Source organism: Youxingia wuxianensis (assembly GCF_014385085.1).
In the GTDB taxonomy this organism is placed as follows: Bacteria; Bacillota; Clostridia; order Oscillospirales; family Ruminococcaceae; genus Youxingia; species Youxingia wuxianensis.
In genome coordinates this window covers 147,770-167,490 of record NZ_JACRTD010000006.1, presented here as the reverse complement: position 1 = coordinate 167,490, position 19,721 = coordinate 147,770, and the positions used below count along the sequence as shown (strand labels likewise).

The following is a 19,721-nucleotide window of genomic DNA, read 5'->3' as shown; positions in this document are numbered from 1 at the left end:
CTTAATGACTTCTTGATATGTTCAGATGAAACAGGCTGTATTTGTGGGGTGTTCTAAACGGAATGCCCCACAGTCAATTTATGAAAAGGAGAAACGGACGATATGAAAGAAAACACTTTATCTTATACAACACGAATAGGTAAAACCACTTTTATTGTAAATGTGAAGCAATCGGAAAGTGCGAAGAAGCCTTTGAATACGGTGTTTCAAGAAATATGCAGACACGAGATGTTGGGAGATTTTTCAGCGGATAAATATTTGAATTTAGAAAACTTACAAAAATCATCTTGACAAACTCGTTCCCGAAGGCACCGGATACCGGGCAAGAACGAGATTCAGCAAGTTCTTTAATCTGCCGGAGCTGATGAACCTGTTCAAAGAAGTGGCGGACATTAAGACTGCCGACCAGTTAAATCTCCCTACCCCGGAAGTGGAGTACCACAACATCGTGGCGCAGCCCACCGAACATCAGCAGGAAATGGTCAAGACCCTTTCGGAGCGCGCATCGCTGGTACACAGCGGAACTGTTGACCCGTCCCAGGATAACATGCTCAAGATTACCTCGGATGGCCGTAAGTTGGGGCTTGACCAGAGGATCGTCAACCAGATGCTGCCGGACGAACCTGGCACAAAGGTCAATCAGTGTGTGGACAACATCATGCAGATCTGGCGGGACGGCAAAGCTGACAAGCTGACCCAGCTGGTGTTCTGCGACATTTCTACACCACAGGCCAAAGCTCCTGCAAGCAAGGCGGCGAAAACGCTGGATAATCCACTGCTTCACGCATTGGAAGGCGCTGTGCCTCTGCCGGAACAGGAACCGACCTTTACGGTATATGACGATATTCGTCAGAAACTCATTGCTCAGGGGATGCCTGCCGACCAGATCGCTTTTATCCATGAAGCCAATACCGAAGTGCGGAAAAAGGAGCTGTTCTCTAAAGTCCGTACCGGTCAGGTTCGTGTCCTTTTGGGCAGCACCGCCAAGATGGGCGCAGGCACCAATGTGCAGGACCGTCTGGTGGCACTTCATGATCTGGATTGTCCGTGGAGACCCGGAGACCTTGCCCAGAGAAAGGGGCGTATCGAGCGTCAGGGCAACCAGAACCCCCTTGTTCATGTGTACCGCTATGTGACCGAGGGAACCTTTGACGCATACCTCTGGCAGACAGTGGAGAACAAGCAGAAATTCATCAGCCAGATCATGACTTCTAAATCGCCGGTGCGCTCCTGCGATGATGTGGATGAAACCGCCCTCAGTTTTGCAGAGATTAAGGCTTTGTGTGCCGGAGACCCCCGTATCAAAGAGCGTATGGATTTGGATGTGGAGGTATCCCGCCTGAAGCTGATGAAAGCCGACCACCAGAGCAAGCAATATCGTCTGGAGGACCAGCTGCTCAAATACTTCCCGGAGGAGATTGAAAAGCACAAGGGCTTTATCAAGGGCTTTGAATCTGACCTTGAGGTTTTGGCAGCTCACCCACACCCGGAGGACGGCTTTGCCGGTATGGAGATCCGTGGCGACCTGCTGACCGATAAGGAGAACGCCGGTGCAGCCCTTTTGGATGCCTGCAAGGAGGTCAAAACCTCCGATCCGGTGCAGATCGGCAGCTACCGGGGCTATGCCATGTCCGTGGAATTTTCCGCTTGGAAACAGGAATATACGCTCCTGCTGAAAGGACAGATGACCCACAGGGCAACCCTTGGTACAGACCCTCGCGGAAATCTTACCCGTATCGACAATGCCCTCGCCCAGATGCCCCAGCGTCTGGAGGCGGCAAAGGCACAGCTGGATAATCTCTATCAGCAGCAGGCTGCCGCAAAGGAGGAAGTCGGAAAGCCATTCCTTTATGAAGAAGAACTGAGAAGCAAAAACGCCCGCCTGGTGGAGCTGGATACCCTGCTCAACATCGACGGAAAGGGACCGGCACACGATGAAGCTGTCGTTGCCAAAAGCACACGGCCTTCGGTATTGGACCATCTGAAACGCCCGGTGCCGCCCCGCAGTACAGATAAGAAACCAAAACAGCATGAGGAGTCCTGCAAATAAAAGTCAAGCCCCCAAAAGAAAAAATCCCGCAAATTTTGCGAGACTGAAAAAGGGCATAACAAACCAGGCCGGAGAGAAAACACCTCGCCGACCAGGAGGAAATTCGGTTGGTAAAGCTTATGCTCGCGTGGCAGCTTCTGTATCAAAGGCCTCCAGGCATTCCTTTACGCGGGCGTAGTAGATGCGCAGAAATTTGTTCTGAGCGGCGGTCATGTAGACGAAGTAGGGCTTACCCTCCGCGCGTTTCTTGTCGAGGAACTGGTACACCGGCTCATCCGCCGGGGACTTTTTCAGATATGTATAGACGATTTGGTAGAGCGTTTTGCGCAGGTGCGGTGAGCCACGCTTTGTGGTGGGAACACTCTTTGCGCTGTGTTTGCCGGATTCATCCAGACCGGGATCAACGCCTGCAAAGCCTACAATGGCACTGCGGCGCGGAAAACGGCGCACATCGCCAATTTCAGCCATAAGCTGCGCGGCAGTTGTTTCTCCAACGCCGTACATGGCGCGCACGGTTTCATATTCCGGGAGCTGGGACGCAAGCCGCGTCATCTCTGCCCGCAGCGTGGCCAGTGTCATCTTGCCCTGCAGAAGTTGTTGCGCGGCTGTGACGATGAGCAACTTTGTGTTCTCATTTTTTGGCAGCGTCGTAAAATGGCCACAGCTGGCAGCGTATATGTCCAGCGCCTTCTCTGCACTGAAATGGTATCCCTTACGTTTGCACCACTTCTGGTAACGCTCTGTAAACGCCTTTTCGCTGACACGGCAGATACAATCGCAGTGCCAGAAGGTTATGGCAAAATCCACCCATTTCTGGTGGCCGTCGGCGCGATCCGGACTGGAGAACAGCTCGTTTACTCCCGGAAAGGTCTTGTCGGTCAGCGAAATGAGATTGTTTTGCAGAGAGACCACCGTTTTCATGTAGAGGTTGTACTGGCGGCTACACAGCTTCAATTGTTGTCTTACAGTGTCCATGGGAGTATATTCCTGCAGATCCGTCCAGTTGTCAAGGCCATACTTGGCAATTTTCATGGCGTCAGCCTTGTCAGTCTTGACCTTGCGGATGGAGCCGCCGCCGCTCTGTTTGATGAGCAGCGGATTCAGGATACAGACATAGATCCCGTACTCATGCAGTGCTGCCGCTACCGCTTCATGGTAACGGCCTGTAGCTTCCATGATAACACGGGTATCTTCCCCTAATGCGATGATGGCGCAAGCCATCTGCTCCAGACCCACTTCGGTATGGAGAAATTCCTGTGGCAGAAATGCCACTTCACCCATTGGCCGCAGGGCAGCCACCATGCTTTTTCCTTTGGAAATGTCGATCCCTACCGCGTTCATTTTGCTCCTCCTTCTGATTGGATATGGCTTTCCGCCCTTTACTCATTGCCTGTTCAATCTCCTGGGTGACACGAACGCACCGAAAACGGTGGTACAACCTGCGTAAATCGAATGCTGCGAACGAGAGAGGCGGCTGACGGACTCCTCAGCGGGCGTGTTAGCCCAAGGTGCAAACTGCCAGGCCATTTACTCTCCCATTCTAACAGCTTCGGCTTTGAGATGGAAAAAGACGCGGCTGGCTGCCGCGCCTTTAACCGTAACTATATTGTAGGAGGTGCGATAACATGAATACCAACGATCTGAATACGGCTCTTTATGAAAAGATGGCTGCTGAGCAGGACAAATTCAGGGACTGGCTGAAAAGCCAGCCCCCGGAAGAAATCCTGCACCACACCTATGAGTATACTGTCCGTGAGGACATCGTGATGGCGATGGAGGAACTGGAGCTGACCGACGCCCAGGCTCAGGCACTTTTGGAATCTCCCTCGCCGCTGGCGGATGTGTACCGCTATTTTGAAAAGCTGGAGACCGGCCACATGGATGTGATCCGGGACAGTATTGAAAGTCGAGCCGATGATGTGTGCAGAGCTAAAGAGGAACTGCGAACAACACCGGTCTATCCCTACTCTGCCGCCTATGCGAGAGAACATGGGGAGCTGGAGCAGTACCGAACTTCCAACAATGTAAATCTCCAATGCAAGGAGTCCATTGAAGCGGCGGTGCGGGAACACTTCGACGGAATGTATCTCAGTCACGATGCGGCAAAGGGTGTGATCGAGAACTATGGCATGGAGCGTGTGGCGCTGGTCCTTGCCAACACCGTCCAGCTTCAGGACTGGGATGGGCGTTACTCCCGACGCAATAAGGAATGGGCTAAGACCATTCCCAACGATAATCCCGAAACTGTCCGTTGTGGTTATGTCCTGAACAGCCACCCTGCTGTACTGGATGGTTTTATTGATTTGGTGCGAGAAGAACAGCAGCTCAGCCGTACTCAGGGAGAAAAGATACAACCGTCCCGTCCCTCTGTACGGGATAAGCTCAAGCAGGAACTGCCTGCCCACAAGCCTGCCGCCCCGAAGAAACGGGAACCGGAGCGATAACTATGGCAAAGCGTAAGCGGGATGTTCCGGTGCTGTTTTGGGTATCCGCAGAGGAACTGGAGCTGATCCATCAAAAGATGCAGCAATACGGGACAGAAAATTTGAGTGCCTATCTGCGGAAAATGGCACTGGATGGGTATGTGGTGCAGCTGGATCTGCCGGAACTGAAGGAGCTGGTCTCCCTGATGCGCCGAAGCAGCAACAACTTGAATCAGCTGACCCGTAAAGTGCATGAGACCGGGCGGGTTTATGATGCTGATTTGGAGGATATATCCCAGCGGCAGGAACAACTGTGGGAGGGGGTGAAGGAAATCCTTACCCAGCTTTCTAAACTTTCATAACAGGGAAAGATACTCCATTTGCGGAGGGAGGAACGGCGTTTCTTCGCCGCATCTCCCTCCGCTTTTTCTTTTTGCCGGTATCCTTGTCTTTTGCCTGTCCGTACCGGATAATATGAGTAGAGCAAGAAGCGTAGCAAAGGAGTGAAAACAGATGCTGACCTTTGAAAAAGTGTTGGAGATTTTTGCGGACTATCTGGCCGCAGACGAGACCACCGAAGTTTATATCAGCCGTCATGGATGTGTAAGGGTTGAATTTGACCAAGACTTTCGCTATTGCACCGGCGAGGTGTGCCATACTCCCAAGGAACTGTTCGACCTCTTAGCTGATGATTACCGGACTTATCTGGAGATTGAACTGACCAAAGGTAAACGGGAAGTGACGGAAGATGATGAGAGAGAAGCAGATGCCCTGTGTAAACGGCATCTGGAGCGTTGGAAGGAGGAACTGGAATGAAGATTTTGAAATGCCTGTTGATGATCGTAACTGCGCCGGTTATTTTGGTGCTGACACTTTTTGTCTGGCTCTGCACGGGGCTGATCTACATATCCGGTCTGGTGCTTGGTCTGTTCAGCATGGTGATTGCTCTGCTTGGCGTGGCTGTGCTGATTACCTATTCCCCGCAGAACGGTGTGATTTTGCTGGTTATGGCATTTTTGATTAGCCCGATGGGGCTGCCGCTGGCTGCGATCTGGCTGCTGGGCAAGGTGCAGAGTTTGAAATTTGCAATTCAGGAGTTGGTTTATGGATAAAATACGCAAAACTATAAAAAATGATACACGGTGGATCTATAATTACCTTATTTACTTTCGTGCTATATTCGTGTATAATAGTAGCACGAAAGGAAGTGATGATCGTGACCAGATCAGAACGGTTTGAGCAATTAGACAGACTTCTGACCGAGCATGATGGGATGCTACAAACTGCGCAGGTAATTGCCAGCGGAATTGTAAAGCCCATTTTTTATGAATATGTTAAAGAGAAAAATCTTCAACAGGTTGCCCATGGTATTTATGTCTCCGAAGATGCCTGGGTAGATGCTATGTTCCTTTTGCATCTGCGGTGTAATCAGGCAGTGTTTTCCCATGAATCGGCCTTGTTTTTTCATGATTTGACTGACAGAGAACCCTCCAAATATTCTGTTACAGTACGGCGTGGTTATAGTCCGACTCGCTTAAAAGCAGAAGGGCTATCTGTTTACACCATGAAGCCAGAGTTATTTGATGTTGGGTTGTCCAGCGGTCAGACACCTTTTGGGCATACCGTACCGGTTTATGATATGGAGCGAACGATCTGTGATTTGCTCAGAAGCCGCAGTAGAATTGAAATTCAAACCTTTCAGGGGGCATTGAAAGCGTATGCTCGTAGAAAAGATAAGAACCTGCGAGCTTTAATGCAATATGCTGGGATGTTCAAGGTGGAAAAAATTTTACGACAGTATTTGGAGGTACTTTTATGATAAAAACAGCAAGGCAGCTTAAAGATTTAATACGAAACCTTTCCAGAGAAAAATCCGCAGATGCTCAGATTTTAATGAGGAACTACATGATGGAGCGTTTTTTGGAGCGTATTTCTCTTTCTGAGTATCGTGATAAGTTTATCTTGAAGGGTGGTATGTTGGTAGCGGCTATGGTTGGATTGGATGCCCGTTCTACGATGGATTTGGATGCAACCATAAAAGGAGCCAATGTCAATGTGGAGGATATTGAGAATCTAATTTCATCAATCGTAACTGTTCCGATTGATGATGGTGTTAAATTTCAGCTGAAAAGTATTTCGGAGATTATGGATGAAGCAGAGTATCCAGGGATTCGTGTCAGCATGAGTACAACATTCGATGGCGTAGTGACCCCTTTGAAAATTGATATTTCTACGGGAGATGCGATTACACCAAGAGAGGTCCGGTATTCATTCAAACTTATGTTGGAAGATCGCTTCATTGATATTTGGGCTTATAATTTAGAAACTGTGCTGGCAGAAAAATTGGAAACCATTATTACCAGAACCACAACTAATACCCGCATGAGAGATTTCTACGATATTTACATTTTAGAACAGCTACATGGAACCACACTGAACCCAAATATTTTACATGATGCACTTCTGGCAACTGCCCATAAACGGGGATCTGAGAAGTATCTTAACCAGGCTGAAGAAGTTTTTAACGAAGTAGAAAATGATTCGGTTATGCAAAAACTTTGGGAGGCATACCGTAAAAAGTTTTCTTATGCTTCTGATTTGGAATGGGATGTGATTATGAAAGCAATTCGCAGGTTATATGCACTTTGCGAGAAAGGTATCAGCTTATGAAAAAGCATGGACATTATTGTAAAATTTGTGGCGAATACAAAGCCAACGAAAAATTTTCAGGCAAAGGTCATGCAGCCCACATTTGTAAATCCTGTGCTTCGCTACCAGCAGAAAAGCAGGCTGAACTGATGACACTGAATCGTCTTTTGAATCTTCCATGGAGGCTATCGAAAGAGCAGTTGTCCTGGCTGAAAAATCGACTAAAGGATAGGCGGCCTGATGTCCGTGCATTGGCGCAAGAGCAATATGAAATGAGATTTCCACCAAGACATTTAGAAGATGATGAGTTCAATTATTTCGATGAAAAAGTTTTATAGAATAGTGAAAGCGGTCTGCTACGGCAGGCCGTTTTCTTTTCGGAAAGGAGGTCTGACCTATGGCAACAACCCGCATCATGCCGCTTCATGTCGGCAAGGGCCGCATAGAAAGTCGGGCGATCAGTGACATCATCGACTATGTGGCCAATCCAAAGAAAACAGATAACGGCAGGCTCATTACCGGCTATGCTTGTGACAGCCGGACTGCGGATGCAGAGTTTCTTCTGGCAAAGCGGCAGTACATTGCCGCTACCGGGCGAGTGCGCGGTGCGGATGATGTGATTGCCTATCATGTGCGCCAGTCTTTCCGCCCCGGCGAAATCACCCCGGAAGAAGCAAACAGGCTGGGTGTAGAATTTGCCAAGCGTTTTACCAAAGGCAATCATGCCTTTGTGGTCTGCACCCACATAGACAAGTCGCACATTCATAATCACATTATCTGGTCATCAGTCAGCTTGGAATATGACCGGAAATTCCGAAACTTTTGGGGCAGCACCAAGGCGGTTCGGCGGCTAAGTGACACCATCTGTATTGAGAATGGACTGTCCATTGTAGAGAATCCGAACCCTCACGGAAAGAGCTATAACAAATGGCTGGGCGATCAGGCAAAGCCCTCTCACCGAGAGCTGCTTCGTGTGGCGATTGACAACGCATTATCACAAAGCCCTGCTAATTTTGAGGAACTGCTGAAGTTGCTGCAAGAGTCCGGCTGTGAAGTATCAAAGCGCGGGAAATCGTATCGCCTGAAGCTCCCCGGCTGGGAGAAAGCAGCCCGCGTGGACAGTCTGGGCGAAGGGTATGGAGTGGAAGAATTGCGGGCAGTTCTCTCCGGGAAGAAAGCGCATACCCCACGAAAGAAAACAGTCACACAGGCAGAGCCGCCGAAGGTCAATCTGCTGGTGGACATTCAGGCAAAATTGCAGGCAGGAAAAGGTGCTGGCTATGCTCGTTGGGCCAAGGTTTTCAATCTGAAACAAATGGCACAGACCATGAATTACTTGTCAGAGCATAACCTGCTGGAGTATGCGATTTTAGAAGAAAAGGCTGCGGCTGCCACGGCACATCACAATGAGCTTTCGGCGCAGATCAAAGCGGCTGAAAAGCGCATGGCAGAGATTGCTGTTTTGCGTACTCACATCGTAAATTATGCCAAGACCCGTGAGGTCTATGTGGCATACCGCAAGGCCGGCTACTCTAAGAAATTCCGGGAAGAACATGAGGAAGAAATTCTGCTCCACCAGGCTGCCAAGAATGCCTTTGATGAAATGGGAGTCAAGAAGCTGCCTAAGGTTAAAGAGTTGCAGACGGAGTACGCAAAATTGCTGGAAGAAAAGAAAAAGACCTATGCCGAGTACCGGCGTTCCCGTGAGGAAATGCGGGAGCTTTTGACGGCAAAGGCCAATGTGGATCGAGTGCTGAAAATGGAGGTAGAACAGGATGTTGAAAAAGAAAAAGACCACGGCCAGCGGTAAGCTGGTCCTGGTCAAAAGCGTTCGCAGAACGCGCAGCCACAGAATGAAATTCTGTGTTCAAAGGGGCTTGGGGGCGCTGCCCTCAACAAGCAAGCGGAGAGAAAAATCATGGAGGGATTTTGCACTCTGCGGGTCGGTGTGTATTAACACCGGCATTGCTTGCCACTTTTGTTCGCAAACAATATCCGTATCCTTTACACGATGATTTACTTTTATTATCATAGTCGTAATAAGTATATAAACTACTTACATATAAGCACCTAAAATATGAAAGGGCTGATAAAATGATGACCTTTGAAAAGGTTTTAGAAGTATTCAACGATTACCTAAATAAAGATAGTGTTTTGGAGGTGGTGAACACTAAGCGAGGATACACCGTTATGATTTGGGATGAAAAAGATGAGCAATGGTTTGGTGTGGAACATTGCAAAGCCCCCGAGCTTTTACGGGATGCCTTACTTGATGGCTATCGTGATTTTTTAGAGCAACAACTTACTCATAACCGCAGGAGTTTAACCGAAACAGAAATCTTAGATATTCAAAACCGATGTGAACAGCTTTATGATTTGTGTGGAGAATAAAAAAATAACCTAAAAAGTGCGATAGCCTGTGTAGGTGTCGCACTTTTTTCAGTTGGCTTGGCTTACGAAAACAGCGTTAATTATTCCGCAGTTTCTCTTGCCTTTTTCAAGCCTTGAGCCGTAGCTTCCATCACGATAAGCTCCTTTTCTTCCATATCATTCAACAGTACATCAACTTGTTTGCGGCGATTGTTGTCGCCATCTTCATTGCATGGAAAAAAGAACTGGTCTACAGAGATGTCAAGCAAGGTAGTAATGAGATAAAATTTGTTAAGCCTTGGGTGCTGCCCCCTGTTCTCTATATACATAATAGAGCGTGGCGTAAGGTCTACCAGTTGGGCAAGATATTCCTGTGTCCACCCTTTTGCTTCCCGAGCTTTTTTTATCGCTATACCTAACGGCTTAAAATCAAGTTTTCTTTCATCTTGGTACATTTTAATATCATCCTATATCATTGTACATTTCGGGTGATGATATTTGAACGAAGTATGATTTTATGTTTAGTAGTGTATAATTTCGTATTAGTGGAGAGAAACTTGCTATTATTCGTCATTCCGTATATAATAATTATATACTCTTTGCGAAAGGAAGTTGATATTATGAATTACATTTCTGTGAAAGCCGCTTCTGAAAAATGGGGCATATCGGAAAGACGGATACAAAAATTATGTGAGGAAAATCGCATTGACGGAACTGAAAAATTTGGTCGTGCATGGATGATACCAAAAGATGCAGAAAAACCCGTTGATGGACGTATGAAAACAAGGAACAAACAGGAGGAGAATCATGGAATTTAATGAAAAGCTACAACAGCTTAGGACTGGAAAGAACTTAACGCAGGAACAACTTGCGGAGCAATTATATGTATCAAGAACAGCCATTTCAAAATGGGAAAGCGGCAAGGGTTACCCTAACATTGAGTCGCTCAAGTGTATTTCTAAATTCTTTTCTGTGACCATAGATGAACTGCTATCGGGCGAAGAACTGATTACACTTGCCGAAACTGAAAATCGTTCCAACTTGAAAAAAATTTACAGTTTCATTTATGGAATATTAGATATGATGGCGGTTACTTTTATACTTTTGCCGTTGTATGGTAACCTTGTTGACGGATATATTTATTCTGTCAATCTACTTTCATTTACAGACACTACCCCAATATATCTTGCAATCTATTGGATTGTTTTTATTGTTTTGATTGCACTTGGGATAGCGAAACTGATGTGTGTTTGTTTTGAAAAGGAATCATGGAGCAACATAATCACAAAATGCTCTCTCGTGCTGAGTACGCTTTTTATCTGCTTCTTCGTTGCGGCAAGACAACCCTATGTAACCGCCCTTATGTTTCTGCTATTTGTTGCTAAAATATTTGTCTGGATAAAGCAAACCCAAACAAAGTAAAATGCCATAAACCCTTTAAAATAGGCTCTGACACGATAAGTGTCGGAGCTTTTTTCGTGCTGACATCTATTGTGTCGGCATTGTGACGGTAGATTTCTTGGCTTCTATGCAATACTCGTGGATAATAAGATTGTGGTCAGCGAAAACAAGAACAGCAACCCACGGAAAGGAGAATCAAATATGGATTATATCATTGAAACAGAAAATCTTACGAAGCGATACGGAACAGCCACCGTTGTCGATAAGGTAAATCTTCATGTGCCAAAGGGCAAAATTTATGGTTTGCTCGGCAGAAACGGAGCAGGCAAAACCACAGCAATGAAAATGATGTTGCAGCTTGCTTTCCCAACGGAGGGAACGGTACGCTTGTTTGGCACAAACTATAAGGAAAATATCCATACCCTTTATAGCAAAGTAGGCTCTATTATCGAAACACCGGGATTTTACAGTAATTTAACAGGGTATGAGAATTTGCAAATTCTCGCTAAACTGCGAGGGGGAGTATCTAAAAGTGGAGTAGAAAAAGCTCTTGAAGTTGTGGGGCTGCATAAGGAGAAAAGAAAAGTCTTTTCCGATTATTCCCTCGGAATGAAGCAACGGCTTGGTATTGCCGCCGCCATTATGCACGAGCCGGAGCTTTTAATACTTGACGAACCGATTAACGGACTTGACCCCATTGGAATAGTTGAAATACGCTCATTTTTATCTGAACTTAGTCACAATCATGGCATTACCATTTTTATCTCAAGCCATGTTTTAAGCGAGATTGAACAGATAGCAGATATTATCGGCGTTATGCACGAGGGGCATTTAGTAGAGGAAGTGAATATATCCGAGCTTCACAAAAGGAATCGAAAATACATTCAATTTGATTTATCTGACAGTGAGATAGCCGGAAAGATTTTAGAAAACCACTACCACATGACGGATTTTACAGTGCAGGACGGTACGGTGAGAATTTATGACTTTAGCCAAAGTGTTGGAGAAATCAATCGAGAATTTGCACGAAATGGACTGCTCGTGACAAGGATAAATGATAGTGAGGAAAACTTAGAGGACTACTTTTCTAAACTGATTGGAGGTGGCGGTATTGCTTAATCTTATTTCTTGTGAATTATTAAAACTAAAGCGTTCAAAAATGGTGCTAATTAGTGTGGCAGGGGTATTATCTACCCCACTTTTGATGTTAATAGAAGCCTTGCAAACACATTTTGATAAGCCGGAGATTATCTTTACCTTGTCTGACATATACAGCGACAGTGTACTGTATATCATGCTGCTGGTAAACATTATGATATATGTGGCAATTGCAGCTTACTTGTTTAGCAGAGAGTACACAGAAAGCACCCTCAAAACCATATTGCCCATACCCATTTCAAGGACAAAACTATTAATTGGAAAATTTTGCACCCTGCTTCTTTGGATTGTTATGCTAACCCTTGTAACATGGGCAGGTATATTTATCGTTTGTGGGCTATATGACGCTGTCTTTACATTGGAGGGATATAGCTTACTAGTGGCAATAGTATGGCTCCCCAAGTTTTTGTTTGGCAGTATCCTGATGTTTTTAACAGTTTCTCCTTTTGTGTTTGTTGCTATGAAAACAAAAGGATTTGTCGCCCCGATGATTGGCTCTGCCGTGATTGTCATGGGAAGTGCCGCACTTTCAAATCAAGAATGGGGAGCGTTGTATCCGTGGACAGCCACCTATTTCTTGGTGCAGGGTAAACTTCAGAGTACCGGCTATCCTACACTGCTGTCTGTATCTATTATTATTCTTGTATCAGCAGTTGGTTTTCTTATGACCTTTCATCATTTTAAAAAGGAGGATTTGAAATAATGGTACTTGATTTTATAGAAATTTTAAAAGTTATTTTTCTTGGAATTGTTGAGGGTATTACTGAGTGGCTACCTATCAGCAGCACAGGACATATGATTCTTGTGGACGAATTTATCACACTTAATATGAGCGAAGCATTTAAAGAAATGTTTTTTGTTGTTATTCAACTTGGAGCTATACTCGCAGTGGTTGTAATGTTTTGGAACAAGATGTTTCCCTTTCAATTTAAGAACAAAGCACAGTCAATTGTTAAAAAGGATACTTTCTCGTTGTGGTTCAAGGTTGCGGTAGCTTGTGTACCGTCAGCTATTATGGGGATTCTATTTGATGATTATTTGGATGCTTACCTCCAAACCCCCATTGTGATTTCAATCATGTTAATCTTTTATGGTTTGTTATTCATTCTCATAGAAAATTGGAATAAAAAGCGTACTCCTACTACTATGGCACTTTCTGACATCAGCTATAAAACAGCAATCTTGATAGGGGCATTTCAAGTGTTATCACTTATACCCGGCACATCACGGTCGGGAGCAACGATTATAGGTGCTTTACTCATAGGAGTTTCACGAGTGGCAGCAGCAGAGTTTACTTTTTTCCTCGCAGTACCTACTATGCTTGGAGCAAGTGCTTTTAAGCTGTTAAAATTCGGGTTTGAATTTACAAGTGCAGAACTGCTCGCTCTTGTTCTCGGTATGGCTGTGGCATTTGCGGTATCTGTCTTAGTAATTAAATTCCTAATGAACTTTATCAAAAAACATGATTTTAAGGTGTTTGGTTGGTATCGAATTGTGCTTGGTATACTTGTTGTACTTATAAAATCTTAATAATGCGTTTTCTTTGTGCGCGAATAAAAATGCCAGCTGGTCCTTAAGATCAGCTGGCATTTTTGTTTCTGGGGATGGAAAACAACCCAGAGATTCTCGTTGTCGATCTCCTCCTGATTTTAGTTTGCATGGTGAATTTTGCAAATTGAATCTACAGGAGGTTAATAATGGGATTTAATTATGGATATGAGAAAAAGAAGTTTGATAGTAGATGGAAGCGTTTAGAAGTTGAGTATTGTGATGCAGGGATGAGCGAAGAACAGATTGCTGCCATGAAAGAATATGACTGGGCATGGTTTTGCAGTCAAAGGGTTTTTCAAAACCATACGCAACCAATACCTTGTGAACAATATGATGAAGTATGTGGTCAATCACAGCTGTTCCGAAAGTTTGCATCGTTATCTTATCAATGGGATGTTGATAAGATTGATCAAACGCGATATGGATGGTTGGCTTCGGTGGAAAACGAACAACTACTGTTGAGATTGAAGAAGCTGTCGAAGAAAGATTTGGAGCTATTGACATTACTTTTTGTGGATGGTTATCGTCAAATTGATGTAGCACGTCTTTGGCATTGTTCCAGAAGTGCTGTTGCACAAAGATTTAAAAAAATAAAAAAATTTTTGAATAACACTTAACAAATGAAGCGTATCAGTGCCTACCCATTGAGGGAAGAACATTCTCCCAATGTGGAGCTTGACAATTTCATAGACGGCATTTCCGGTACATAACCTATGTACGAGCGAATCAGGCACGCCGCGAAGATGGACAGCCCCAGGAGGTGATGAATAGGACTGTTCCGAGCGATCCACGTCAGCCTGATACCCGAAAGTGGCATTTCAGGGCGCGATGACTGCATAGGGGTTAAAGATACTTCCTCACGGCCTCCTAAAGACTTGGGGGGAACTCTGCGGCGCACGAGTAAAACGACGCTGTGGAGTTATGACAGCCGCGCCAGCGGAGACCGGAATGTCCCCATCGCCAGGGGTGCGTGGCAAATGTGGCGAGTAAATTTTTCAAAGTCAGATACCATGCGCTGGCAGCTTCGGTTGCCAGCGCATTCATGTGATTTTGAAAGCAACAACCACATCTTTGACAGAAAGGGGGACCACCTATGGAAAAATTGATTTCGCGGAAAGAGGCTGCCAAATTACTGGGGATTAGCATTGCCACTTTGGATGCAGCTCGAAACAGTGGGCTAATTTCCTATGTTCAGTATGTGCAAAATGGTTGCGTGTACTTTACAGATGCTGGCCTTCAGGAGTATATCGCAAAATGCACCCATCGTGCAAAGCCAGTGGAAAAAAGCGCTACATACCGCAAGCTGCGAAGTGTCCGAGCTTGAGCTGTTCCGTATCCTTGCTGGAACCTAATATGTCTGATAAAACAAAGGTACAGCGCTGGACATTATTCTTAGGAGGTGACGGAATTGGCAAAAAGAAAAAGGGCAATTCCTCAATATGGTACGGTCGTGCTTAACGGCATTGAATATTATAGAACCAGAGTCGAAGATTCGGATGGAAACAGAGTGGCGCTTTATGCAAAGACGCCCGAAAAGCTTTATGACAAGGAACTGGAGGCGTTAGAGCAGATTGACAGTACTACGTTTCGTCGAAGATCGCCTACGGTTGCTGAGTACTGTGAGAAGTGGCTACTGATGCAGTCCGTCCATGTTCGGGCCACCACCTTGACAGATTATACCTCTAAGGTGCGGCGGCACATTATTGGAGGGCTGGGAGACAAGAGAATGGCTGATGTATCCCTGGATGACATCCAACTTGCCCTCGTACCTGTTTCCAAGAAGTCGGCTTCGGTTTATAAGTCTGTGGTGATTCTCTGCAAGTCCATTTTCCGGGCGGCCAAGGAGAGCCATGTGATTGACGAGGACCCGACCATATACCTGGATGCAAAGGGAGGAGTTCCCCAGGAAGAAAGACAGGCATTGACGGATGAACAGGTTGAGCGGCTTTTGGACACGATCCGGGATTTGCCGCCCTATGTATTTGTGATGATCGGTTTATATGCCGGTCTGCGCCGGGAAGAAATCCTGGCGCTGCAATGGGATTCTGTGTATCTGGATGCAGAGGCTCCGTACTTAACGGTACGGCGGGCATGGCACACAGAACATAACAGGCCGGTCATTCTTACCGAGCTAAAGACCAAAGCGGCACAAAGAAACATTCCTCTCCCGGTCTGTCTGGTTGAATGTCTGAAAGATGCAAAGAAAAAATCCACTTCGGATTATGTGATTGCCAATCGGGACGGTGATCCGCTATCCTATACACAGTTTAAGCGGCTGTGGCAGTATATTGTGACGCGGACTGCAAAGCCGAGAATGGCCAGAAAACTTGTGGACGGAAAGTATGTAAAATATATGCTTTACCCGAAACTTGGAGAAAAAGCCAGGAATAACGGCCATGTGGTATATAGCCTGGATTTTGAAGTGACACCGCATCAGCTGCGGCACACCTACATCACCAATCTGATTCATTCTTCGGTGGACCCCAAAACGGTACAATATTTGGCGGGCCATGAAAGCAGCAAAATCACGATGGACATTTACGCAAAGGTCAAATACAACAGGCCGGATGATCTTGTCAAAGCAATGGGCTGTGCCTTTGACTTATGGGACGCTGTGTAAGTTCCGAACAATTCAGAAAATGAAGTAAGAGCGAGACAAGGATGTCTCGCTCTTAGTTTTTCCTTGGCCGTATCTTTGATTCAATTTGAAATCTCTGATAAAAAGGAGGTGTAGATACATCACCACGCGAGAAAGGAAATTAATTATGGCAAAGAAGAAAAAAAACATACCTCAATATGGAACCGTCACACGAAAGGGTGTCCTGTATTACAGAACCCGGATTCTGGACGCAGACGGCAAGCAGGTGAGCTTGTATGGGACTACCTGCGAGGAACTGTACGATAAAGAGCAGGAGGCGAGACGCCAGGTAGCGGAGATCATCTTCCACCGGGAGCATCCTACTGTGGCCGAGTATTGTGAGAAGTGGCTGTTGATGCAATCCGCAAAAGTGTCGCCGGCTACACTGAAGGGCTACGCCTCCAATATGAAGAACTACATTATCAAGCCTTTGGGAGATATGTATATGGAGGAAGTAACAGCGGATGATATTCGTCTGGCGCTGATCCCATTGTCCAATAAGTCCGAGAGCCTGCACAATACGGTGAATATGCTCCTCAAGTGCATTTTTTACTCGGCAGAGCGGAGCCAGTTGCTGGAATACAATCCGTGTGAGGGGATTTCGGCAAAAGGAGGGAAACCGACCCAAAAGAAAGATTCGCTGACAGACCAGCAGGTGGAAGTGCTGCTGGAAACCGTCAAAGGACTTCCGCCGTATCTGTTTACCATGATCGGCTTATATGCCGGTCTGCGCCGAGAAGAAGCTCTCGCCTTGCAATGGGATTGTGTGTTCCTCGATGCACCCACTCCATATATCTCTGTGCGGCGCGCATGGCGATCAGAGCATAACAGACCGGTTATCTCTACAACGCTTAAGACGAAAGCAGCAAGAAGGGATATTCCCATTCCCAAATGCCTTGTGAATTGTCTGCGGGAAGCCAAGGCTGCCTCCAAATCGGAATATGTGATTGCCGATAGTGAGGGACAGCCCTTGTCATATTCGCAGTTCAAACGTGTCTGGCAGTACATCGTTGTTCGGTCTACCAAGGAGCGTACCTATTATAAGTATGTGAACGGACAGAGCATCAAGTACACTGTTCAGCCGAGTCTGGGAGGACATCAGAAAAACAATCCCAACATTGTGTATAGCCTGGACTTCGATGTGACACCGCACCTGCTGCGGCATACCTACATCACCAATCTTCTGTATGCAGGTGTTGACCCCAAGACGGTCCAGTACCTTGCCGGACATGAGAACAGCAAGACAACTATGGACATCTATGCAAGAGTAAAGTATAATAAACCAGAACAGCTATTCGATGTAGTAAATTCTGCATTTCATCAAGCTGTCCCCTCGTAAAAGTGGCCTGTTTTTTGGGTTAAGGAATAGGACAACCGAGGGGCCGAGGCTCAAAAAAGCCCGGAATATCAAGGAAAATCATCGCTCAGACGATTGAAGTACGGACTCAAAGCAGCCCGCCGCGCTCCTCAGTTTTCCAAGAGATAATTACAATACAATCAACAAGCCTGTATTCATGCGGTTTTTCGCCTGTTTACAGGCTTTTTCTTTTCCCTATATATGAATAAAACCCATTAAAAACCCATTAGGCAACTAAAAATAGAGCGTTATAATATTTTTTACATGCTTCTTATAAAAACGGCAGTTACAGCAGTTACTTAGTTACAAATGCGATTTTGTGTAAGATATAATAAGATACGGCAATCTATGACAAGATATACAAAGTATCTGCGTAACTAATCGGGTCCGCTACGACTGTTACAAAGCCACCTTAATTCAGTTACAACCGCTTTGTATATCAATTTCTTTTTGGTCGGAAAATAAATGCACTGCGCAAAGAAAAACCACCCAGACGAATCCGGGCGGCTCTTGTCTTACTTATTCCGCTTCAATAACTCTGCTAATAGCATAAACGGAAAAATCAACAGGCATATCCAAAATAACATATTATCTTACCTCCTGCGCTTTTGCGTCTGCGATTGCACAATATAACCGCTCTGCCATTTCTGACGCTATACCCGCTACAATTGGCATTTCCTGCAATGCCTGTTCATTGTCGCTGTCTGTTGCGCTCATAACGGTTACAAGGGCTTTCAATCTCAATGCGGTATCTTCTAAATGTAAAACGCTGTTCATATGTGGTTATCTCCTTTTATTTTATGCTTGTTTCTGGTTTTTGTAAATAGCTTGTGCTAAAGCTTCGTTGGCTCGCCGTTGGGCTTCCTCGTTGGCATGACTGTAAACGTTTAGCGTTATTGACGGTTCAGCATGTCCTAATTTTTCACTAACGCTCACAATATCGGCTCCGTTGGCGATGGAAAGCGTAGCCATTGTATGGCGTAGGGCGTGGGGGTGAATCCCCGGCAAATTATATTTCTTTCCGAACCGGGATAAATAGGATGTAGGGGCTTGTGGGTTCATCATTTCGCCGTTGTCCTGAGTGAAGCAGAAACCGTTTAACGGTATGCCTTGCCCGAAATGCAAAAGCGCCTGTTGCTGTTTCCATTCTGCCAATACTGTCAAAACGGGACGATTTAGGTAGATCACCCGGTTTTTCCTATTTTTCGTGGTGCTGATGTAAGTGCCTTTTCCGGCTGTGTATTGGGCATTGCGGCAAATGTTGACTTTTCCGGTTTTAAAATCAATTTCAGACCATTTCAAGCCGATAATCTCACCGCGGCGGCAACCGCTATCAATAGCAAACATGATAAACGCTTTCCACTTTAGCGGCTCATTATCTAAGCACCTGTAAATATATTGGACTTCACTTTCAGTATAAACAACTGGTTCTTTTGGCGTTTCGTCCTTTCGCGGCTTTGGGCGTTTCATGTTCTGCATTGGGCTAACCGCTATCACCTGATTTTCAACGGCATTTTCAAAAAGTGCGTGTAAAACAATATAGTGTTTTAATATTGTTTTGTGGGCTAATGGCTTGCCGTTGAGTTGGTTCTTTCCGCTGGTTTGTAAATCGTTGATATACTGCTTTACAGTTAAATTTGTAATGTCCGCCATCTTCATATCACCGAAAACGGCGGCAGCGCGTTGTAATGCTGTGCGGTAATTTTCCAGTGTGCCGGGTGCAAATGCCGCTTTCTCTTTAATATACATTTCTATATACCGGGTAAATGTGGGCTTGCGTTCCTGCTCTGCCTGTTCCCGCTTTGCCTGTTCTACTCTGTCAATGGCTTGGGCTTTCCGTTCCTCCCGTGTTAAAATCTCCGCGCGCTTGCAAGCGGCTTCAAATTCTGCGACAACCTTGTTTAATTCCCGCTCTATCCTGTTTTTGCTCCATCCGTCCGGGACTTTCCATGTCATTGTGTAGGGCTTTAGAGCTTTGCGGGTTACTGGGTCATATCCCCGGCTAACCCTGATTTCATAACTGATAATTTGCCCGAACTTGTTTTTACGCGGCCTGTATGATGCCATTGTTTCGGCTCCTTTCTTGAAATTTGGGAGCGGATATAATATAATAGGGTTGTACCC

23 protein-coding genes and 1 pseudogene are annotated in these 19,721 nt (G+C 45.8%); 20 read left to right on the top strand and 4 right to left on the bottom strand.

Translation table 11 applies throughout. The features are described 5' to 3' along the window. The first annotated feature begins 102 nt into the window (after positions 1-102). Both H8705_RS09690 and H8705_RS09685 read left to right on the top strand, forming a co-directional pair. Positions 103-291: a transposon-encoded TnpW family protein gene (locus H8705_RS09690; protein WP_004452856.1), complete on the top strand. Its 189-nt coding sequence runs from the start codon at positions 103-105 to the stop codon at positions 289-291. 1 nt (position 292) lies between these two features. Continuing rightward, a pseudogene (locus H8705_RS09685) lies at positions 293-2,050 on the top strand (helicase-related protein); the annotation flags it as partial. Positions 2,051-2,167: 117 nt separating this feature from the next. Here H8705_RS09685 and H8705_RS09680 read toward each other — a convergent pair. Further along, entirely contained in the window at positions 2,168-3,391 is a 1,224-nt protein-coding gene (locus H8705_RS09680; RefSeq protein WP_262395556.1) for an IS110 family transposase, read from the bottom strand. A 284-nt stretch (positions 3,392-3,675) separates the two neighbouring features. Here H8705_RS09680 and H8705_RS09675 point away from each other — a divergent pair, with 284 nt between their 5' ends. The 9 genes from H8705_RS09675 to H8705_RS09635 all read left to right on the top strand — a co-directional run bounded on the left by H8705_RS09675 (position 3,676) and on the right by H8705_RS09635 (position 9,513). After that, complete coding sequence (locus tag H8705_RS09675) at positions 3,676-4,494, top strand: DUF3849 domain-containing protein (protein WP_262395555.1); 819 nt, start codon at positions 3,676-3,678, stop codon at positions 4,492-4,494. Continuing rightward, the gene (locus H8705_RS09670) at positions 4,491-4,835 is read left to right on the top strand and encodes a plasmid mobilization protein (RefSeq protein ID WP_441464426.1); all 345 of its coding nucleotides are present in this window, start codon (positions 4,491-4,493) and stop codon (positions 4,833-4,835) included. The genes H8705_RS09675 and H8705_RS09670 overlap by 4 nt, the downstream gene beginning before the upstream one ends. A 151-nt stretch (positions 4,836-4,986) precedes the next feature. Continuing rightward, positions 4,987-5,289: a hypothetical protein gene (locus H8705_RS09665; protein WP_062807341.1), complete on the top strand. Its 303-nt coding sequence runs from the start codon at positions 4,987-4,989 to the stop codon at positions 5,287-5,289. Continuing rightward, positions 5,286-5,585: a CD1845 family protein gene (locus H8705_RS09660; protein ID WP_062807340.1), complete on the top strand. Its 300-nt coding sequence runs from the start codon at positions 5,286-5,288 to the stop codon at positions 5,583-5,585. The genes H8705_RS09665 and H8705_RS09660 overlap by 4 nt, the downstream gene beginning before the upstream one ends. 98 nt (positions 5,586-5,683) lie before the next feature. Next, on the top strand, positions 5,684-6,292 hold the full coding sequence (locus tag H8705_RS09655; protein ID WP_062807469.1) for a type IV toxin-antitoxin system AbiEi family antitoxin domain-containing protein: 609 nt from the start codon (positions 5,684-5,686) through the stop codon (positions 6,290-6,292). Beyond that, a complete protein-coding gene (locus H8705_RS09650) occupies positions 6,289-7,143 on the top strand; it encodes a nucleotidyl transferase AbiEii/AbiGii toxin family protein (RefSeq protein ID WP_062807339.1) in 855 nt (284 codons plus the stop codon). Before H8705_RS09655 ends, H8705_RS09650 begins: the two co-directional genes overlap by 4 nt. Further along, on the top strand, positions 7,140-7,460 hold the full coding sequence (locus tag H8705_RS09645; protein ID WP_054355235.1) for a hypothetical protein: 321 nt from the start codon (positions 7,140-7,142) through the stop codon (positions 7,458-7,460). Before H8705_RS09650 ends, H8705_RS09645 begins: the two co-directional genes overlap by 4 nt. 59 nt (positions 7,461-7,519) lie before the next feature. Then, a complete protein-coding gene (locus H8705_RS09640; protein ID WP_062807338.1) occupies positions 7,520-8,932 on the top strand; it encodes a relaxase/mobilization nuclease domain-containing protein in 1,413 nt (470 codons plus the stop codon). A gap of 284 nt (positions 8,933-9,216) precedes the next feature. Continuing rightward, a complete protein-coding gene (locus tag H8705_RS09635) occupies positions 9,217-9,513 on the top strand; it encodes a hypothetical protein (RefSeq protein ID WP_002576327.1) in 297 nt (98 codons plus the stop codon). A gap of 80 nt (positions 9,514-9,593) precedes the next feature. On the opposite strand, the gene H8705_RS09630 is transcribed toward H8705_RS09635, so the two are convergent. Next, complete coding sequence (locus H8705_RS09630) at positions 9,594-9,953, bottom strand: helix-turn-helix domain-containing protein (protein ID WP_425330774.1); 360 nt, start codon at positions 9,951-9,953, stop codon at positions 9,594-9,596. A gap of 159 nt (positions 9,954-10,112) precedes the next feature. Here H8705_RS09630 and H8705_RS13670 point away from each other — a divergent pair, with 159 nt between their 5' ends. From H8705_RS13670 to H8705_RS09585, 9 genes are all read left to right on the top strand, one after another. Next, positions 10,113-10,310: a helix-turn-helix domain-containing protein gene (locus tag H8705_RS13670; protein ID WP_009246557.1), complete on the top strand. Its 198-nt coding sequence runs from the start codon at positions 10,113-10,115 to the stop codon at positions 10,308-10,310. Next, a complete protein-coding gene (gene bcrR, locus H8705_RS09620) occupies positions 10,300-10,914 on the top strand; it encodes a bacitracin resistance transcriptional activator BcrR (protein WP_083578802.1) in 615 nt (204 codons plus the stop codon). Before H8705_RS13670 ends, bcrR begins: the two co-directional genes overlap by 11 nt. A 180-nt stretch (positions 10,915-11,094) precedes the next feature. Next, positions 11,095-12,012: a bacitracin ABC transporter ATP-binding protein BcrA gene (gene bcrA, locus H8705_RS09615; RefSeq protein WP_002576324.1), complete on the top strand. Its 918-nt coding sequence runs from the start codon at positions 11,095-11,097 to the stop codon at positions 12,010-12,012. Further along, positions 12,005-12,754 (top strand): ABC transporter permease, encoded by a 750-nt coding sequence (locus tag H8705_RS09610; RefSeq protein WP_002576323.1) that lies wholly within the window; start codon positions 12,005-12,007, stop codon positions 12,752-12,754. The genes bcrA and H8705_RS09610 overlap by 8 nt, the downstream gene beginning before the upstream one ends. Further along, complete coding sequence (bcrD, locus tag H8705_RS09605; protein WP_002576322.1) at positions 12,754-13,581, top strand: bacitracin resistance undecaprenyl-diphosphatase BcrD; 828 nt, start codon at positions 12,754-12,756, stop codon at positions 13,579-13,581. The genes H8705_RS09610 and bcrD overlap by 1 nt, the downstream gene beginning before the upstream one ends. A gap of 167 nt (positions 13,582-13,748) precedes the next feature. Continuing rightward, positions 13,749-14,219 (top strand): RNA polymerase subunit sigma-73, encoded by a 471-nt coding sequence (locus H8705_RS09600; protein ID WP_002576321.1) that lies wholly within the window; start codon positions 13,749-13,751, stop codon positions 14,217-14,219. Between the two features lie 476 nt (positions 14,220-14,695). Further along, positions 14,696-14,926 (top strand): hypothetical protein, encoded by a 231-nt coding sequence (locus tag H8705_RS09595; protein WP_002576320.1) that lies wholly within the window; start codon positions 14,696-14,698, stop codon positions 14,924-14,926. Positions 14,927-15,010: 84 nt separating this feature from the next. Next, the gene (locus H8705_RS09590; protein ID WP_002576319.1) at positions 15,011-16,222 is read left to right on the top strand and encodes a tyrosine-type recombinase/integrase; all 1,212 of its coding nucleotides are present in this window, start codon (positions 15,011-15,013) and stop codon (positions 16,220-16,222) included. Positions 16,223-16,367: 145 nt separating this feature from the next. Further along, positions 16,368-17,579 (top strand): tyrosine-type recombinase/integrase, encoded by a 1,212-nt coding sequence (locus H8705_RS09585; protein ID WP_002576318.1) that lies wholly within the window; start codon positions 16,368-16,370, stop codon positions 17,577-17,579. Positions 17,580-18,185: 606 nt separating this feature from the next. On the opposite strand, the gene H8705_RS09580 is transcribed toward H8705_RS09585, so the two are convergent. Beyond that, complete coding sequence (locus H8705_RS09580) at positions 18,186-18,374, bottom strand: hypothetical protein (RefSeq protein WP_262395554.1); 189 nt, start codon at positions 18,372-18,374, stop codon at positions 18,186-18,188. 21 nt (positions 18,375-18,395) lie between these two features. Beyond that, positions 18,396-19,664, bottom strand: coding sequence for a tyrosine-type recombinase/integrase (locus H8705_RS09575; protein WP_262395553.1), 1,269 nt, complete (start codon positions 19,662-19,664; stop codon positions 18,396-18,398). Between the last annotated feature and the right edge of the window lie 57 nt (positions 19,665-19,721).

What these genes read in the sequence shown, in the direction of transcription:
- H8705_RS09690 (WP_004452856.1), top strand. Translation starts at nt 103, where the DNA reads ATGAAAGAAAACACTTTATCTTATACAACACGAATAGGTAAAACCACT.
- H8705_RS09680 (WP_262395556.1), bottom strand. Translation starts at nt 3,391, where the DNA reads ATGAACGCGGTAGGGATCGACATTTCCAAAGGAAAAAGCATGGTGGCT.
- H8705_RS09675 (WP_262395555.1), top strand. Translation starts at nt 3,676, where the DNA reads ATGAATACCAACGATCTGAATACGGCTCTTTATGAAAAGATGGCTGCT.
- H8705_RS09665 (WP_062807341.1), top strand. Translation starts at nt 4,987, where the DNA reads ATGCTGACCTTTGAAAAAGTGTTGGAGATTTTTGCGGACTATCTGGCC.
- H8705_RS09660 (WP_062807340.1), top strand. Translation starts at nt 5,286, where the DNA reads ATGAAGATTTTGAAATGCCTGTTGATGATCGTAACTGCGCCGGTTATT.
- H8705_RS09655 (WP_062807469.1), top strand. Translation starts at nt 5,684, where the DNA reads ATGATCGTGACCAGATCAGAACGGTTTGAGCAATTAGACAGACTTCTG.
- H8705_RS09650 (WP_062807339.1), top strand. Translation starts at nt 6,289, where the DNA reads ATGATAAAAACAGCAAGGCAGCTTAAAGATTTAATACGAAACCTTTCC.
- H8705_RS09645 (WP_054355235.1), top strand. Translation starts at nt 7,140, where the DNA reads ATGAAAAAGCATGGACATTATTGTAAAATTTGTGGCGAATACAAAGCC.
- H8705_RS09640 (WP_062807338.1), top strand. Translation starts at nt 7,520, where the DNA reads ATGGCAACAACCCGCATCATGCCGCTTCATGTCGGCAAGGGCCGCATA.
- H8705_RS09635 (WP_002576327.1), top strand. Translation starts at nt 9,217, where the DNA reads ATGATGACCTTTGAAAAGGTTTTAGAAGTATTCAACGATTACCTAAAT.
- H8705_RS13670 (WP_009246557.1), top strand. Translation starts at nt 10,113, where the DNA reads ATGAATTACATTTCTGTGAAAGCCGCTTCTGAAAAATGGGGCATATCG.
- bcrR (WP_083578802.1), top strand. Translation starts at nt 10,300, where the DNA reads ATGGAATTTAATGAAAAGCTACAACAGCTTAGGACTGGAAAGAACTTA.
- bcrA (WP_002576324.1), top strand. Translation starts at nt 11,095, where the DNA reads ATGGATTATATCATTGAAACAGAAAATCTTACGAAGCGATACGGAACA.
- bcrD (WP_002576322.1), top strand. Translation starts at nt 12,754, where the DNA reads ATGGTACTTGATTTTATAGAAATTTTAAAAGTTATTTTTCTTGGAATT.
- H8705_RS09600 (WP_002576321.1), top strand. Translation starts at nt 13,749, where the DNA reads ATGGGATTTAATTATGGATATGAGAAAAAGAAGTTTGATAGTAGATGG.
- H8705_RS09595 (WP_002576320.1), top strand. Translation starts at nt 14,696, where the DNA reads ATGGAAAAATTGATTTCGCGGAAAGAGGCTGCCAAATTACTGGGGATT.
- H8705_RS09585 (WP_002576318.1), top strand. Translation starts at nt 16,368, where the DNA reads ATGGCAAAGAAGAAAAAAAACATACCTCAATATGGAACCGTCACACGA.
- H8705_RS09580 (WP_262395554.1), bottom strand. Translation starts at nt 18,374, where the DNA reads ATGAACAGCGTTTTACATTTAGAAGATACCGCATTGAGATTGAAAGCC.
- H8705_RS09575 (WP_262395553.1), bottom strand. Translation starts at nt 19,664, where the DNA reads ATGGCATCATACAGGCCGCGTAAAAACAAGTTCGGGCAAATTATCAGT.